General features: G+C 41.1%; 17 protein-coding genes. 11 read left to right on the forward strand and 6 right to left on the reverse strand.

Annotated elements, in window-relative coordinates; translation table 11 throughout:
* Positions 1–126: 126 nt before the first annotated feature.
* Positions 127–1,794 carry an adenine deaminase gene (gene ade / locus KXJ59_RS12420; protein ID WP_295205048.1) on the forward strand — a complete coding sequence of 556 codons (1,668 nt, stop codon included), beginning with the start codon at positions 127–129 and terminating at the stop codon, positions 1,792–1,794.
* Between the two features lie 4 nt (positions 1,795–1,798).
* On the opposite strand, the gene KXJ59_RS12425 is transcribed toward ade, so the two are convergent.
* On the reverse strand, positions 1,799–2,230 hold the full coding sequence (locus tag KXJ59_RS12425) for a hypothetical protein (protein WP_295205050.1): 432 nt from the start codon (positions 2,228–2,230) through the stop codon (positions 1,799–1,801).
* 179 nt (positions 2,231–2,409) lie between these two features.
* Between KXJ59_RS12425 and upp the strand changes: the two genes are divergently transcribed.
* Together upp and KXJ59_RS12435 are read left to right on the forward strand one after the other, a co-directional pair.
* Positions 2,410–3,063 (forward strand): uracil phosphoribosyltransferase, encoded by a 654-nt coding sequence (upp, locus tag KXJ59_RS12430; protein ID WP_295205052.1) that lies wholly within the window; start codon positions 2,410–2,412, stop codon positions 3,061–3,063.
* Between the two features lie 110 nt (positions 3,064–3,173).
* Positions 3,174–4,187, forward strand: a complete 1,014-nt coding sequence (locus KXJ59_RS12435) for a PorP/SprF family type IX secretion system membrane protein (protein WP_295205053.1) — start codon at positions 3,174–3,176, stop codon at positions 4,185–4,187.
* 102 nt (positions 4,188–4,289) lie between these two features.
* On the opposite strand, the gene KXJ59_RS12440 is transcribed toward KXJ59_RS12435, so the two are convergent.
* Positions 4,290–4,934 carry a DNA-3-methyladenine glycosylase gene (locus KXJ59_RS12440; protein WP_295205055.1) on the reverse strand — a complete coding sequence of 215 codons (645 nt, stop codon included), beginning with the start codon at positions 4,932–4,934 and terminating at the stop codon, positions 4,290–4,292.
* A 49-nt stretch (positions 4,935–4,983) separates the two neighbouring features.
* Here KXJ59_RS12440 and KXJ59_RS12445 point away from each other — a divergent pair, with 49 nt between their 5' ends.
* Positions 4,984–5,745 (forward strand): EI24 domain-containing protein, encoded by a 762-nt coding sequence (locus tag KXJ59_RS12445; RefSeq protein WP_295205057.1) that lies wholly within the window; start codon positions 4,984–4,986, stop codon positions 5,743–5,745.
* 3 nt (positions 5,746–5,748) lie between these two features.
* Positions 5,749–6,447 (forward strand): SAM-dependent methyltransferase, encoded by a 699-nt coding sequence (locus KXJ59_RS12450; RefSeq protein ID WP_295205059.1) that lies wholly within the window; start codon positions 5,749–5,751, stop codon positions 6,445–6,447.
* Positions 6,448–6,494: 47 nt separating this feature from the next.
* On the opposite strand, the gene KXJ59_RS12455 is transcribed toward KXJ59_RS12450, so the two are convergent.
* Positions 6,495–6,893: a hypothetical protein gene (locus KXJ59_RS12455; protein ID WP_295205061.1), complete on the reverse strand. Its 399-nt coding sequence runs from the start codon at positions 6,891–6,893 to the stop codon at positions 6,495–6,497.
* A 1-nt stretch (position 6,894) separates the two neighbouring features.
* Complete coding sequence (locus tag KXJ59_RS12460; RefSeq protein WP_295205063.1) at positions 6,895–8,259, reverse strand: M20/M25/M40 family metallo-hydrolase; 1,365 nt, start codon at positions 8,257–8,259, stop codon at positions 6,895–6,897.
* A gap of 171 nt (positions 8,260–8,430) precedes the next feature.
* Here KXJ59_RS12460 and bshA point away from each other — a divergent pair, with 171 nt between their 5' ends.
* Positions 8,431–9,567 (forward strand): N-acetyl-alpha-D-glucosaminyl L-malate synthase BshA, encoded by a 1,137-nt coding sequence (bshA, locus tag KXJ59_RS12465; RefSeq protein WP_295205064.1) that lies wholly within the window; start codon positions 8,431–8,433, stop codon positions 9,565–9,567.
* Positions 9,568–9,657: 90 nt separating this feature from the next.
* Here bshA and KXJ59_RS12470 read toward each other — a convergent pair whose 3' ends face one another.
* The gene (locus tag KXJ59_RS12470) at positions 9,658–10,170 is read right to left on the reverse strand and encodes a gamma carbonic anhydrase family protein (protein WP_295205066.1); all 513 of its coding nucleotides are present in this window, start codon (positions 10,168–10,170) and stop codon (positions 9,658–9,660) included.
* A gap of 37 nt (positions 10,171–10,207) precedes the next feature.
* Between KXJ59_RS12470 and KXJ59_RS12475 the strand changes: the two genes are divergently transcribed.
* The gene (locus KXJ59_RS12475; RefSeq protein WP_295205068.1) at positions 10,208–11,425 is read left to right on the forward strand and encodes an aspartate aminotransferase family protein; all 1,218 of its coding nucleotides are present in this window, start codon (positions 10,208–10,210) and stop codon (positions 11,423–11,425) included.
* Between the two features lie 46 nt (positions 11,426–11,471).
* On the opposite strand, the gene rsgA is transcribed toward KXJ59_RS12475, so the two are convergent.
* The gene (gene rsgA / locus KXJ59_RS12480) at positions 11,472–12,395 is read right to left on the reverse strand and encodes a ribosome small subunit-dependent GTPase A (protein WP_295205069.1); all 924 of its coding nucleotides are present in this window, start codon (positions 12,393–12,395) and stop codon (positions 11,472–11,474) included.
* A 160-nt stretch (positions 12,396–12,555) separates the two neighbouring features.
* Between rsgA and ubiE the strand changes: the two genes are divergently transcribed.
* The 4 genes from ubiE (at position 12,556) to KXJ59_RS12500 (ending at position 16,880) form a co-directional block, all read left to right on the forward strand.
* Positions 12,556–13,299 (forward strand): bifunctional demethylmenaquinone methyltransferase/2-methoxy-6-polyprenyl-1,4-benzoquinol methylase UbiE, encoded by a 744-nt coding sequence (gene ubiE, locus KXJ59_RS12485; protein WP_295205071.1) that lies wholly within the window; start codon positions 12,556–12,558, stop codon positions 13,297–13,299.
* Positions 13,272–13,991 (forward strand): porin family protein, encoded by a 720-nt coding sequence (locus KXJ59_RS12490; RefSeq protein ID WP_295205073.1) that lies wholly within the window; start codon positions 13,272–13,274, stop codon positions 13,989–13,991. Before ubiE ends, KXJ59_RS12490 begins: the two co-directional genes overlap by 28 nt.
* Positions 13,992–14,109: 118 nt before the next feature.
* Positions 14,110–15,450, forward strand: coding sequence for a dihydroorotase (locus tag KXJ59_RS12495; RefSeq protein WP_295205074.1), 1,341 nt, complete (start codon positions 14,110–14,112; stop codon positions 15,448–15,450).
* Between the two features lie 116 nt (positions 15,451–15,566).
* Positions 15,567–16,880 (forward strand): DNA mismatch repair protein MutS, encoded by a 1,314-nt coding sequence (locus tag KXJ59_RS12500; RefSeq protein WP_295205076.1) that lies wholly within the window; start codon positions 15,567–15,569, stop codon positions 16,878–16,880.
* Positions 16,881–16,899 lie beyond the last annotated feature (19 nt).

A 16,899-nucleotide genomic window follows, 5' to 3' on the forward strand; every position in this document is an offset into this window, starting at 1 on the left:
CTTGTTTTCTATCGTCTGTAAACTTACAGACAGTTTCGCTACCATCTCCTGAATAAAAAAAAGATATGATGAACGGGGGAAGTGCCGGAATTATTGGTGCATCAGCAGATCTGTTATCTTCGTATCATGTATCAAAACACCACTTTCAGCGTTTCGGGGCAACTTGTCGATATACGTAAAAAACAAATCTATCCGGCCACTGTTCAGGTAAAGGACGGACTAATCAGTGCCATTGAAAAACATGAAGACAATAACGAGGTACCTGATCGGTTTATTTTACCCGGTTTTATAGACAGCCATGTTCATATTGAAAGCAGTATGCTCATCCCCTCTGAGTTTGCAAGACTGGCCGTGGTTCATGGCACAGTGGGAACGGTAAGTGACCCGCATGAGATTGCCAATGTTTGTGGTGTGGCTGGGGTTGATTATATGATTGAAAATGGCAAAAAAGTACCGTTTAAATTTAATTTCGGTGCACCCAGTTGTGTTCCTGCCACTGTTTTTGAAACAGCAGGTGCCGCCATTGACAGTTCAGCAGTAGCGGCTCTTTTACAAAGGCCTGAAATTGTTTACCTGAGCGAAATGATGAATTTTCCGGGCGTACTGATGAAGGACCCTGAAGTAATGAAAAAAATTGCTGCTTCACACAAAATGGGTAAACCTGTTGATGGGCATGCTCCTGGCCTGAGGGGCGAACAGGCGAAACAATATATTGAAGCGGGCATTTCTACCGACCACGAATGTTTCACACTGGATGAAGCAATCGACAAATTACAACACGGTATGAAAATCATCATCCGTGAAGGAAGTGCTGCCAGAAATTTTGAGGCATTGATTGAACTGGTGGAAGATCATCCCAATCATACACTTTTCTGCAGTGATGATAAACACCCGGATAGTTTGGTGGCCGGACATATCAATGAACTTTGTGCGAGAGCTGTGGCCAAGGGAATTGATGTATTTCATGTATTGAAAGCAGCATGTGTTAATCCGGTACTTCATTATCGTTTACCTATCGGTTTATTACAGGAAACAGATCCGGCTGATTTTATTGTAGTGAAAGACCTTTCTACTTTTGAAGTACTAGAAACCTATATCAACGGAATACTTGTGGCAAAAAACGGAAAAACATTGATTGAAAAAGTGGATGCCACTATTATCAATCAATTTGACTGCAAACCCGTATCAAGTAACGATCTTATTATTCCGGAAACCAGCTCCCCCTCATCAGGCGGGTTTATTCCCGTAATGGAAGCATTGGAAGGACAGCTCATCACCAATAAATTATCACTTCCCGGGACATTGATGAACGGGCAATGGACAACAAATGCGAACGATGATATCCTGAAAATGGTGGTTGTAAATCGTTACCACCAGGCACCAGTAGCTAAATGTTTCATCAAAAATATTGGTTTGAAGAAAGGCGCTATTGCTTCTTCGGTGGCGCATGACAGTCATAATATAGTGGCTGTAGGCGTAGATGATGAAAGCCTTGCAGCAGCCATCAATCTGGTAATAAAAGAACAGGGAGGTGTGAGCTGTTATGCAACAGCAGATGAGCAGCAGGTATTGGGTTTACCTGTTGCCGGACTGATGAGTACAGAAGATGGATATAAAGTAGCAGAAGCTTATACCAATATTGACCACATGGCCAAAGAAATGGGTTCAACTTTACAGGCTCCTTTTATGACTTTAAGTTTTATGGCTTTACTCGTAATACCACATTTGAAGCTAAGCGATAAGGGATTATTTGATGGAGATCGTTTTGAATTTGTATCAGGTACTATGGCTTAATAAATTATTCTGCTGCAGAAATATCGCCTGTAGCTTTGTTTACACTGATAGCTACACTATCTGTTCCCTTGGGTGCAAAATATTTGGTTTTGAATTTGATGCTTTTGCCTGGGCCGATATTTTCATAAATCGTTTCCAGTCCTTCATCCAGTTTTACACCTGTTTTACTGTAAAAGGAAAGACGCAGTTCCACGTCTTTATACCAGCATACAGTTGCTTTATTTGATATAGACCCTTTTACCACTGTTTGCCCAATCAGGTTCTTGCGATCGCTGTTACTGACGATTAAAAAACGTTGGGGGTTATTTTTTTCTTTTTCAGCCAAAGATTCTTTTACGGTTTCATAACTGCTGTTATCAAAACTTTTTTCTTTTTTATCATTTTTACAGGCAGTCAAGAAAACCAAAACGGCCAGACCAAGGGCAATTTTTTGCATAAGGGTTATTAATTTCACCTAAATTAGGTTTTTCCCTGTTTTTATTGCGTTAAAAGAGGAGTAATGAACATACCCACAAAAATAGTTTTGGCAAGAGATTCACAGATTTAAACATAAATTTCTCATTCCAGCAGATAGATTTTAGTTTTGAAGCCTTTTCCAACCTTTATTCCCGAGTTATGATTGTAAACCTTAGCCAGGAGCATAGTCTTGTGAGCAACTGGGTAGCCGAGTTAAGAGATATCAATATCCAGGGCGACCGTATGCGTTTTCGCCGGAACCTGGAACGTATTGGTGAGATTGCTGCCTATGAAATCAGCAAACACATGCCTTTCAGCATAGTTGAAGTGCCTACCCCGCTGGGTATTCATGAAAGCAAGCGACTGGATCAGCAGCCTGTGCTGGCTACCATTCTGCGTGCCGGCCTACCCATGCACAATGGTATGCTGAACTATTTCGACAAGGCTGATAATGCTTTTGTATCTGCCTACCGCAAACACCATCGCGACGGCTCTTTTGAGATCAGTCTCGAATATATGAGTTGCCCTTCTTTGGATGACAGGATTGTTATAATCAGTGACCCCATGCTGGCAACAGGTGCTTCTATTGTAAAAACCATTCAGTATATGAAAGACGAAGGCACCCCTAAGGAATTTCATGTAGTGGTTGCCATTGCCTGTTCGGTTGGTATTGAACTAATTCACCGCGAATGTGGCGATGATATTCATATCTGGTGCGGGGATATTGATGATGAACTCACAGCCAAAGGATATATTGTTCCCGGATTGGGAGATGCCGGCGATCTGGCTTTTGGCACTAAAAATCAATCCTGACCTGAGCAGCGCTCTGCCTCCTTTTCTGGTCAATCATCTACGTTAAGGACAACCTAATCTTCCTGATAACCGTATTTGATTCAATCAGATTACCCTAAATTAGCCCCTGAGTGAAAAAGCTGTACCAAATAAGCTGTCTGGGATTTTTGTTGATGTTGATGAATACTGCATCAGCACAGGATCCTAATTTCTCACAGTTTTTTTCATCCCCCCTTACTTTAAACCCTGCTTTTACGGGTAAATTCTTTGGGTCTTACCGCGTTGCCGGTAATTACCGTAATCAGTGGCCCAGTATTGAGAAAGCCTATACTACCGCTACCGCCTCCGCCGATTTTCAGATCATGAAAGGCCAGATTTCGAACAATGATACCTGGGGACTTGGTTTTATGGGTTATACCGACAACAGTGCCAATGGAGCAGTTAAATTCAATTACGGATCTGTATCCACAGCTTATCATAAAGGATTAGATGAAGATGGATTTCATCAGTTAGGGGCAGGTTTTCAGGTAACCTATGCCAATATGCTGATCAACACCAATATGCTGAAATTTGAAGATCAGTTAACAACAGCTGGTTTTACCGGTGTAACATCAGAAGTATTTAATTCAGGGAATTTAAAAGCCAATTATGTTGACATCAATGCAGGTTTGTTATACAATGGCAGTTCAAATGAGCGAAACAATTTTTATGTTGGAGTGAGTATGTATCATATTAACCGGCCCAAACAACAATTTACGGGTGCCAATTATATTTTGCCAACACGTACTACTGTGCATGCCGGTACTTATTTTCCTGTAGGCGCTACTACTACCTTACACCTGAGTGGTATGCAAATGTTTCAGGGAGCTGCTTCATCCACGATGATTGGTGCTGCTTTACAATTCAATGCCACCCCCGACGATATTAAATCCACCAGTTTATACGTGGGTTCATGGATGCGCTTTAAAGATGCCATTATTCCTTATGTTGGACTAGAGTTTGATGATTTCAGACTGGGTGTCAGTTACGACTATAACTCTTCTTCTTTAAAAACAGCTTCGATGAACCGCGGAGGTATTGAGCTGTCTTTAATTTATATCAGAAGACCTTCTTCAGATAAGATTGTGAATTGCCCAAAGTTTTAATTCTCTCCTCAGCGTAAACGCTGTGTCCTCCCGTTCTCTGCGGTGAGCATCCGGGTAAATTTACCGCAAAGAACAAGAGATAGCAGAGGTTACGCAGAGCGGTTAATTAGTTTTTTTATTATTGGGGTGTTTGGTTACATGCGGGTGGTCTTTTATGATAAAACGGTAAGGTAATAAAGCATCTTCTTCCGCATAATCAACGCCTATCCGCGGTGTGGCAATAATGGAAGAATTTTTAACACGAAAAGCGTCATCTACAATAAATATCGAATCACTACAGAGATCGGTTCCCGAATGTATTACCTGTATACCCAGTGCCTTCGATACATTGCCCGGCCCCCTGCCAACAGCATGATCCATTTTTGTTTTCCGCATCCTGTCCAGCATTATGTCAACACCAAGTACAGGTTCAATGCCTCTGATCAAAACAGCATGTGGAATACCCTCCACATTGGTTACTACATTAAACAGGTGATGAATACCATAACAGAGATATACATAAGCCAGTCCACCGGAAGCGTACATCACTTCCGTGCGGCTGGTATATCGACCACCATATGCATGCGATGCTTTATCAACAACACCATTATAGGCTTCTGTTTCAACAATACGACCTGCAGTTAACTGACCATCAAAACAGGAAATAAGAAGCTTGCCAATCAGCTCTTTTGCTATTTTACACACATTTTTCTGGAGGTAAAATGCAGGAAGTAATTGTTGATGTCTGTATTCTGTTGAAGCTTTCACTGGATAAACATACTGAATACATTAACTTAGTGCATCTAAAATACCCCCGGTGCTCAAAGAACTCATCATTGCCATCCAATCTTATATACAGGCGCACCATTTTATTGTGCGCCATAAACTATGGAAATGGATATTGATACCCGGTATTTTATATACCCTGCTTTTTATCACCGGCATGTATTATTTCGGACAAACAGCTTCTGATTTTATTGCCTGGATGACACTGAAAACCGGCTTAAGAAACTGGATTGATGAATTATCAAGCAGTTTTATCGGATTTCTTTTTGTATTCGGCACCGCATTGCTATGGCTGTTACTCATGCTCCTGTATTTTTCATTATTCAAATACCTTTTCCTTATTCTCGGTTCTCCTTTATTTGCATACCTGAGTGAAAAAACAGCTTCTATTATTGAAGGAAAAGATTACCCATTCAGTTTTAAACAACTCGGAAAAGACATTCTCCGAGGCATTTCTATTGCTTTACGAAACAGTGTATGGCAGACTGTATATGTATTGGCCATTTTATTCCTGAGTTTAATACCATTGGTGGGTTGGTTAACGCCTGTGCTCGCCATTCTTGTAGAATGTTATTATTATGGATTCTCCATGCTCGACTACAGTATGGAACGTCAGAAAAAAACACCCGCTGAAAGTATTTTTTATATTGGACATCATAAAGGATTGGCATTGGGTAATGGTGTTGTTTTTTATATGATGCATATAATACCCATTATTGGTTGGATACTCGCCCCTGCCTATGCAGTTGTGGCAGCTACCCTCAGTATTTATCCTGCCAACGCAAAGAAATAAAGCATGACAGGTAAAGTTTATCTTATTCCTACAGTATTACACGAAGAAGCATTACAAACCATTCCTGCCTATATACTGGATGCGGTTAAAGATTGTTCCGTATTTTTTGTGGAGCAGGAAAAAACAGCACGCAGATTTCTGAAAAAACTATGGAGAGAAATGGTTATCGATGATTACCAGTGGTTTGCTATTCATAAAGCAGAGACTGAAGTACGGTCGCAGTTTGTACAATTACTAAAAGAAGGTAAAAATATTGGTATTATCAGCGAAGCCGGTTGTCCGGGCGTAGCAGATCCCGGTCAGGTATTAGTGGAAGCGGCACAGGCCATCAATGCTGTTGTAAAACCATTGGTTGGACCAAGTTCAATCCTGCTGGCGCTTATGGCGAGTGGTATGAACGGACAATGTTTCCAGTTTCACGGCTATTTGCCCATTGATGCTGCTGAAAGAAAAAAGAAAATAAAAGAACTCGAAACGGATTCATACAAAAGAAACTGCACACAACTTTTTATTGAAACCCCTTACCGGAACAATGCGTTGATCAATGATCTTTTACAAGCCTGTAAACAGGAAACAAAACTCTGTATTGCTGTAGACATCACTGCAGTAAATGAATCCATTCAAACCAAACTCATACAGGAATGGAAAAAGCAACCGGTTGATATTCATAAACGGCTGGCTATATTTTTATTGCATGCTTAATTTTTTCTTTCTTAGCCCCAGACTTAAGTCTGGGGCTAAAAGAAAAATTAAGGTTGTTTAGGTGCGATGATGCTTTCTGTTGCCGCACCCCTTACTTCATAAACACTGTCAACAATATTTCTTTCCAATCCTCTCCAGGGCAATGTACCTATATATCTTTTATAATGCAGTTCTACTTCTTTACCTGAGCAACGAAGTAATTGTTCAGCCACTGATTCACTCGTTACACTGAAATCAAATTCATTACTTTGTACATTGGCCCGAAATCCGCTTTGGATAATCTTTCCTTCCCATGTTTTAAACAGAATACCTTTCTTCTGAAAGGTGTTGAGCAAGCCTGCTTTGGTGCCTTCTGCGTAAATAAAATAGTAACGCCAGTAAATAAAAATTATTAGTGCCAGAAGCAGCACCGTTACGATGGTCCAGATAATCTTACGTTTATTCATTTTATAACCCGTATTTATCAATAAGATAAATCAGTGCTGCCATATTAACTGCACCCAGTAACAGTTCTCTTTTATTCACATTTTCAAATACATCGGTACGAGCATGGTGCAGATCGAAATAGCGTTGCGGATCAGGAATAAATCCGGCAATAGGTGTACCAAATGTTCTGTTCAATGGTCCAATATCGGCACCACCACCGCTACCCGACATATCTTCTGTTCCATACGGTTTTAATAAAGGCAGCCATTGCTGAGCCTTATCGTGTTTGTCTTTAGGTGCTGTAAAACCAAAACCCCTTGGCGTAAATCCGCCCGCATCACTTTCAAGTGCAAAAATGTGTTTTTCATTTTTTGTTTTTGCCACTTCTGCGTACTTGTTTCCTCCACGCATACCATTTTCTTCATTGGCAAACAATACAAAACGAATGGTACGTTTTGGCGTATAACCAATGGCTTTAAGGGCACGCATTACTTCAATCGTGTGAACTACTCCTGCACCATCGTCGTGTGCCCCTTCATTTACATCCCAGCTATCGAGGTGACCGCCAACTGTAATAATTTCATCCGCATGCGTACTTCCTTTCAGTTCACCGATAACATTATGCCCGATGGTATCAGGCAAAAACTTAGCACTGGTTTTCATGGTTACGGTAAAGCTGGATTTTTTACTCAGCTCCCATATATAATCTGCATCTCTTGGCCCCATAGCAATGGCCGGAATTTTGGGGAAGGAATCATTATATGCAGTACTTCCGGTATGCGGGTCATTGGCGGTTGATTCGGTGAGAGAACGAATCATTACACCTACCGCCCCGTATTTTGCTGCTGCACTTGGGCCAGCTCTGCGAGATACCCCTGTTTGTCCATAAGAAACAAAAGGTTTGATATTGGTAGGATCAAAAGAATGATTGAAGTAAACGATCTTCCCTTTTACTTCTGTTTTTCTTTTTTCCATCTCTTCAAAACTGTTAAAGGCTATAACCTGTGCCGTTATGGGTTTGCCATTACCGAGTGAATTACCCAGCGCCAGCACATCCAGTTTTCTGTTCGTTGTTTTTCCATTAATACTTATCACGCGTGCATCTTCTTTGGCACCACGTACCCAACGGGGAACCATACATTCCTGGAGATATACATTATCTGCTCCCATTTCCTTCAAGGACTTTTCACCCCAGACTTCAGCTTTGTACATCTGTGGAGAGCCTGCAATACGGCCACCAACCTGCTTGGTTAACTGGTAAAGCAGGTCGTAAGCCTTACCATTACGTAATATTTCGTCTGATATTTTTTTAATCATAGCAGCATCATCCTGCTGCGCCCACAGAACCATGGGAGATAAGAATAAAAGAAAGACTAGTTTTTTCATAGCACTAAAGTTAATCATTTGTCATGTTTTTTCAAGTTATATGAGCGGGAAGCAGTATTCAGAGAATTGTTGTTAATTGCAGGGGGAATAGTTAATAGTCCATGGTTTATAGACCATAGTTGATGGTTTAGTACCATACACTTTTAACTATAGACCATAAACCAGAAAAACATGCGTATCGGAATAGTATGTTACCCCACATTCGGAGGTAGCGGAGTGCTTGCAACAGAATTAGGAAAAGCATTGGCGGATGAAGGACACCAGGTACATTTCATTACTTATCAGCAACCGGTAAGACTGAATGTATTCAATGCAAATATTTTTTATCATGAAGTAAGGGTACCTACTTATCCGCTTTTTGATTATCCTCCTTATGAAGTAGCATTGGCAAGTACCATGGTTGATGTGATCATGAACCATGACCTCGATCTGTTACATGTACATTATGCCATTCCACATGCATCTGCCGCTTATATGGCAAAACAGATCGTTAAACAGAAAACCAACCGTAATATACCTGTCATTACTACTTTACACGGCACAGATATTACACTGGTTGGAAAAGATAAAACCTATGAACCGGTGGTTACCTTCTCCATCAATGAAAGTGATGCTATAACTGCTGTTTCACAGAACCTGAAAGAAGAAACCTATAAATTTTTCCCTATACACAAAGAAATTGAAGTGATTCATAATTTTGTAGATGTGGGTCGTTTCAATAAAAAACCTATTGATGCTTTCCGTAAAGTGATTGCACCCAATGGAGAAAAAATTCTGATCCATGCTTCCAACTTCAGGAAAGTAAAACGTGTGGTAGATGTGATAGAAATTTTTGCAGCTGTAAGAAAAGAAATGCCTGCCAAATTACTAATGGTAGGTGACGGCCCCGAAAGACCCGGTACAGAAGAAATGACCCGTGAATTGGGTATTGAAGACGATGTTCGTTTCCTCGGCAAGCAGGAACAAATGGAAGATATACTGGCAGTAAGTGATATTTTCCTGCTCCCTTCTGAGTATGAAAGTTTTGGTCTCGCGGCCCTGGAAGCCATGGCAGCCAGATCGGTTGTTATCAGCTCCAATGCGGGTGGTTTGAGCGAAATTAATACCCAGGGAGAAACAGGTTATATGGCGAATGTAGGCGATGTAGCCGCCATGAGCAGGTATGCGATTGAACTACTAAAAGACGATCAGAAGCTGGAAACCATGAAAGAAGCTGCTTATCAGCAGGCCTGCAGATTCGATATTAAAAATATCATTCCTGTTTACGAAAAATTATATAGTCGTTTTTGCAGAATGGGACCATGTTAAAGAAGTTAATGGTCCATAGTTGATGGTTTATAGCAAGAAATACCTGCTACGATGGACTATCGACCATGAACTATAGACCATTGGCCCTTACTATTTAAACCACGACGCATACATCACATAGTTATTGGAAATACGTTCAATTTCTCCATGAACCAGCTCTTGTGATACATCTTTTACCTTTTTAGCAGGTACCCCAGCATAAATACAGCCAGCTTCTACTACTGTACCCTCTAATACTACTGCACCGGCAGCAATAATGGAATTACTGTGTACCACACAACGATCCATAACAATAGACCCCATACCAATCAGTACATTGTCGTGAATGGTACAGCCATGCACCAGTGCATTATGACCAATGGAAACATTATTTCCAATATTGGTCGGGTTTTTCTGGTAGGTACAATGAATGACTGCGCCATCCTGAACGTTTACTTTATTCCCCATCTTAATATAGTGTACATCGCCACGAATGACAGCATTGAACCATATACTGCATTCATCGCCCATAACTACATCACCCACGATGGTGGCATTCGGAGCTATAAAACAGTTTTCACCAAATTGTGGATGTTTACCAAGAACGGGAAGGATTACTGGCATAAAATATCGAATTTCGAATAGTGAATGTTGAACTTTAATGAAAGTTAGTAAAATGAGTGGTATTTCTAACAGACAAGTTTTCCTGCAGCATTTGGCACAGACTTCAACTGCGCCCATTGGTATAGAAATGGTGAAAGCCGCTGGCATTCATCTCTGGGATGTAGAAGGAAAACAATATACTGACCTGATCTCCGGTTTCAGCGTTTGTAATATTGGACACAGTCACCCTTCAGTGGTAAAAGCGGTACAGGAGCAGGCTGCTGCATATATGCACCTGATTGTGTACGGAGAATTTATTGAAGCGCCACAGGTACAATATGCCAAACTGTTAACCGATCATCTGCCATCCTCACTCAACTGTGTTTATTTCACCAATAGCGGCGCAGAAGCCACAGAAGGTGCCATGAAACTGGCCAAACGGATTACAGGCCGCTCAAAAATAATCGCCTTTACAGATGCTTATCATGGCAGTACACAAGGTGCATTGAGTATAATGGGTGGTGAATACTGGCGCAATGCATTCAGGCCTTTACTTCCCGACATACATCATTATACCTACAACGATGATGCAGTGATTGATGCCATTGACTCAACCGTTGCCTGTGTAATACTGGAAACAGTGCAGGCGGAGAGCGGTATAAAAAAACCAGGAAAAGAATGGCTTGCTGCTATCCGAAAGAAATGCGATGAGCATTGTGTAATACTGGTTTTTGATGAAATACAGGCTGGCTTTGGCAGAACAGGAACTTTATGGGCCTTTCAGCAATTTGCAGTTGTGCCTGATATTTTATTACTGGGGAAAGCATTGGGTGGTGGTATGCCGTTGGGGGCTTTTATTGCAGACAGGAAATTAATGTCGACCCTCACTTATGATCCAGTACTCGGACATATCACCACATTTGGCGGACATCCTGTATCCTGTGCAGCGGGTAAAGCAGCTTTTGAAGTACTCACCGGCAGCCATATGATTTCAGTTGTAAAAGAAAAAGAAACAATACTACAGGAAGAGTTAAACCATCCTGCTATCATTGAAAAAAGCTCACATGGACTGTGGATGTCATTGCAATTTAAAGACGCAATAACCAATCAGAAAATAGTACATAAATGTGTACAAAACGGATTAATTACCGACTGGTTTCTATTTGCCCCTGACAGGCTGAGAATAGCACCACCACTGATTATTACAGCAGCAGAACTAAAACAGGTTTGCGGTATTATTCTTCGAAGTATTGATGAAATAGTGAGCAATGAGTAAAAGTTAAACACTCACTATTCACTACTGACTACTCACTATTCCCTCCTCACCACTCACTCTCCATTGTATCCAGAATAGTACGATAGCTATAATATCTTTCTGCTGAAATTTCCCCGGTTTCTGTTGCTTTTTTAATGGCACAATTGGGTTCTTCTATATGCATACAATTATTGAACTGACAGTCATTCATCCGTTCACGCATTTCGGGAAAATAATGTGCTAATTCTTCTTTGCTGATATCTACCAGACCCAGTTCACGTATACCCGGTGTATCGATGATATGCCCGCCTCCGGGCAGATCGAACATTTCTGCAAAAGTGGTGGTATGCATTCCTTTTCCGCTCCAGCCGCTTACTTCCTGTGTGCGCAGGTTGAATTCGGGGAAGAGGGCATTGATAAAAGTTGATTTTCCTACACCACTATGCCCACTCAACAAGGAAGTTTTATTGCTGAGCAATGCTTTTACTTCATCCAGTCCTTTTTGTTCGGTAACACTGCACAATAAAACAGTATACCCTATTGCTTCATAAATTTCTTTGAGCCGGTCAAATTTTTCGAGTTCTTTCTTTTTATAGAGATCCGCTTTATTAAAAACAATAATAGCGGGTACATGAAAAGCTTCGCAGGAGATGAGGAAGCGGTCCATAAACCCCTGTGAGGTCTTTGGATCTTTCAATGTTACAAAGAGCAGACTTTGATCGAGATTCGACGCAATAATATGATGCTGGTGTTTGTTATGGGGCGAAACCCTGGCCACATAATTCTTCCTGTCATAAATTTCACTGATAATAGCCGATTCTTCCTGTACTTCTTCAATCTCCATTTTTACTTCATCACCTACCGCAATGGGGTTAGTGGAAGTAATGCCTTCAATCTTCATTACACCTTTTATACGGGCCTGGTAGGTTTTGCCATCTTCCCCTCTGACCACATACCAACTGCCTGTTGATTTATAGATTCTGGCTCTCATTGGCAACGAAGATAGTAAGCGGTAATGGCTTTTAGCGTATCTATATACATCAGGGGAAAAGACCGGAATCGAATATTTGCGAAACATTAACCCCTGTTTTGGGGCATATCAACCAACAATGACTCACCTTCAGGCTGGAATTCAATATCTTTGTACCCTTATGGCAAAGTTTGCGCACGATGAGGTAGTTCCTGACCGGCAGAGTGAACAGGGCAAAAAGGAACAGGTGGCGGAGATGTTTAACAGCATTGCATTCAGGTACGATTTCCTGAACCGGTTTCTCACTGCTGGAGTAGACATACAGTGGCGAAAAAAAGCCATCGGGCAACTGAAAGCGCTTCAACCGCAACTGATTTTGGATGTGGCAACGGGTACCGGCGATGTGGCCATCATGACCCATCGCATGCTGAAAACAAAGAAGATCATTGGCATAGATATATCGGAAGGAATGTTGGCACTGGGTAGAGAGAAACTCACCCGGTTGAAGTTGAATGAGGTGATTGAATTACAAACAGGCGACAGCGAAACCATTCATTTTCCCGATCATCATTTCGATGCGGTTACAGTGGCATATGGTGTGAGAAATTTTGCTCACCTCGACAAAGGGCTTGCCGAAATGTACCGGGTATTAAAACCGGGGGGTAAACTGGTGGTATTGGAATTTTCAAGACCCAGTCAGCCTCTGTTCAGAAAGCTCTGTGATTTTTATACGAATGTAGTAACGCCAGGCGTGGGTGGATTATTTGCGAAAAATAAAGATGCTTATCAATACCTGAACGATAGTGTTCAAGCCTTTCCTGAAGGGCAAAATTTTTTAAATATTATGCATGAAGCAGGATTTACTCAAACTTATCTGAAAAAACTCAGTTTCGGCATATGCACTATTTATTGCGGAAGCAAGTAATCCTGCCCGTTCTCTTTGTTATCTGTACGCTGACTGTTACAGCCCAGAAACAGCGTTATCGTCCCAATCACGATGACCTGCCTTATTATTTTGGCCTAACGCTGGGGTACAACAGTTCCTATCTGCACCAGAATAAATCACCCTTATTCCTGCAAAACGATTCAATTTTATCTGTACAACCCGGTTCGAGTGGTGGTATAACTATGGGACTGCTCGCCACTGTAAAGATGACTGATCGCTTAGAGTTCAGGGCCAATCCTCAGTTGATTATCGGGGGTTCAAAATACATCGATTACAGCCTGGGCAAACCAAGACCCGGAGAAGCTGCTTTTCAGCGACAAACACTTCCGGCAACATTGATCAGCCTGCCGCTTCATTTTAAATTCAATTCCGATCGTATCGGTAATTTCCGGACCTATTTGTTGGGTGGAATTAAACTGGATACCGACCTGTCGAGCAATTCAGCAGCCCGTTTATCGGAAGACCTGTTGAAATTGAAAAGAAATGACTTTGGTTTTGAAACCGGTATTGGCTTTAATTTCTACCTGCCTTTTGTAACCGTATCACCAGAAATAAAATTCAGTTACGGCCTGTCTAATATCCATCAATACGACCCTACGCTTCGCTTTTCCAATGTAATGGAAAAGATACAGTCGCGCATGATCATTTTCTCTATTCACCTCGAAGATTAAGGTTTAGTGCTAATGATGTAATAAATTGCGTTGCTTGTCAGGCAACTGAAATATTATTGGGTAAATTCCATCCCGTTTTACAAAACAGGTTGTGACCGAAATCAATAAAAATAAACACATGAAAGACTATATCATTAAAAATACGGGTATCGTTAATGAGGGCAGCATTGTCTATGGTGATGTATGGATCAGGAATGCAAGAATTGAACAAATAGGCAGCAACCTCAACCCATCCGTAAACGCCATTGAAATTGATGGCAGTAACCAGTTTTTGTTACCCGGCCTCATTGACGACCAGGTACATTTCCGCGAACCGGGCCTTACCCACAAAGCAACTATTTATACTGAAGCCAAAGCTGCTGTTGCTGGAGGTGTTACCAGCTTTATGGAAATGCCGAATACAAGTCCGCCCGCTTTTACCCACGAACTCCTGGAGCAGAAATATGAAACAGGAAAAAATACTTCACTGGCGAACTACTCTTTTTACATGGGTACTTCCAATGATAATATTGAGGAAATATTACTCGCCAATGAAAAAAAGAACCAGGTATGCGGTGTAAAAGTTTTTATGGGATCCTCAACAGGAAATTTGTTGGTAGATAGTCCGCTGGTACTGGAAAAAGTATTTGCCGGATCGGAACTGCTGATCGCCACACACTGCGAAGAAGAAAGCATTATAAAAAATAATTTACAGGCACTCAAGGCACAAAAGGGGAAACTGGAACCATCCGATCATCCCATCATCCGTAATGAAGATGCGTGTTTTGAATCATCATTCAAAGCCATCCAGTACGCTAAAAAATACAATTCACGTTTACACATTTTACACATCACCACTGAAAAGGAATTACAGTTATTTGGCAATATGCTTCCACTGGCAGATAAAAGAATAACATCGGAAGTATGTGTGCACCATTTACATTTCACCAGCGACGATTATGCAATACTGGGTAACCAGATCAAATGTAACCCCGCCATCAAAGCACCCCATAACCGTAAAGCATTATGGGAAGCTTTACTCGACGACAGGCTCGATGTAATTGCCACCGATCATGCTCCGCATACCTGGGCCGAAAAACAGGAAGATTATGAGCATGCACATGCAGGCTTGCCGTTAATTCAACATTCGCTCGGACTAATGCTGCATTATGTAAAAGAAGGAAAGATTAGCCTGGAAAAAGTAGTAGAAAAAACGAGTCATGCAGTAGCCACCTGTTTTCAGATCAAAGAGAGAGGTTTTATCAGGGAAGGGTATTATGCCGATCTTGTTCTGGTAAATATGAATGAAGGTTACACTGTTCAGAAAGATAATATTCTCTACAAATGTGGCTGGAGTCCGCTCGAAGGGCAGGCACTACCCGCCACCATCAACTATACTTTTGTAAACGGACATCCCGTATATGGAAAAGGGGCATTTGATGAATCTAAGAAAGGGATGAGACTGGCGTTTGAGAGATAGAAGAAGTCCGAAAGACGGGAAGACCGGAAGTCCGGAGACGATATCTCCGGTACAACCCTCTTTCGGTCTTACGGGCTTTCCGACTTTCGGTCTTCCTAACTACCTAACTTTAGCACATGCAGATAGACAAAACCACACTTGCCGACCTCTCTATCTTTCACAGTGAGGAAGAGTTATCGGTTGTACATTTTCTGGACCATACACATACCAGTGGAGGAAGGGAATATTTGTATGACTTGCTGGCTAAACCTTTATCGACAGTAGAAGCTATTGAAAGCAACCAGCAAACCATACGTGATCTTATTCCTTTAATTGATCGCTGGCCTGTTAGTATCACCAATGGAACAGTAATGGTTATTGCCCGATTTTATGAATCGCAGATCAATAAATATCCAACACAGCCGAATGCTATCAACAGCTTTTTCTATAAAATATTAAATGCTCCTGATTTTTCATTAACACGTTATACCATTTCACATTGTATTGACTTTGTGAAAGGCATGAATGAAATTACAAGGCTACTGAAAGAAAACTGTTCCAGTATGCAGTTGCGCATATGGGCAGAAAGAATTGAAATGCTCCTGAACAAAGGAGTTATTCCCGAAATGAGCACACAGTCAAAAGAGGGATTGAGTAACTGGAAAATACTACACTATGCAAATTTTATACGCTCTCACTACAAGAACCAGTTTTTTGAACTGATTGATATTTATAGCCGCATTGATGCTTTTTTATCATTAAGTATTGCCTGCAAAAAATATGAGTTCAGTTTTCCGGAAGTATGTAAATCGGAGCAGCCCTATATTGAAGCTACCGGATTGTATCATCCTTTATTACAGCTACCTGTATCATATGATGTGGATATGAGCAGAGATAAAAATTTTCTTTTCCTAACCGGTGCCAATATGGCTGGCAAGAGTACATTTATTAAAGCTGTAGGTATAAATGTTTATCTCGCTCATTTGGGCATGGGCGTTCCGGCAAAACAAATGCAATTGAGTTTATTTGATGGCTTATTGAGTAATATCAATGTAGTAGACAATATCATTAAAGGTGAGAGTTATTTCTTCAATGAAGTACAAAGAATACGAAATACAATAGAAAAAATAAGTGATGGGAAAAACTGGCTTATACTGATTGACGAACTCTTCAAAGGCACTAATGTACAGGATGCAATGAAATGTAGTACAACTGTTATTGAAGGTTTACGGAAAATGAAAAATGTACTATTTATTCTATCTACTCATTTATACGAAATCGGCGAACCACTGCAACAATTCAGCAATATACAGTTCCGTTATTTTGAAACAAGTGTGAGTGATGATGAACTAATTTTCAGCTACCAGCTCAAAGAAGGCATCAGCAACGACAGGCTTGGCTACCTGATACTCAGAAAAGAAGGGGTGGTGGAGTTGCTGGAAAAACTATAGAGCCAGATTTTCAGATGGC

It is taken from the genome of Sediminibacterium sp. (genome assembly GCF_019264485.1).
Lineage (GTDB): Bacteria > Bacteroidota > Bacteroidia > Chitinophagales > Chitinophagaceae > Sediminibacterium.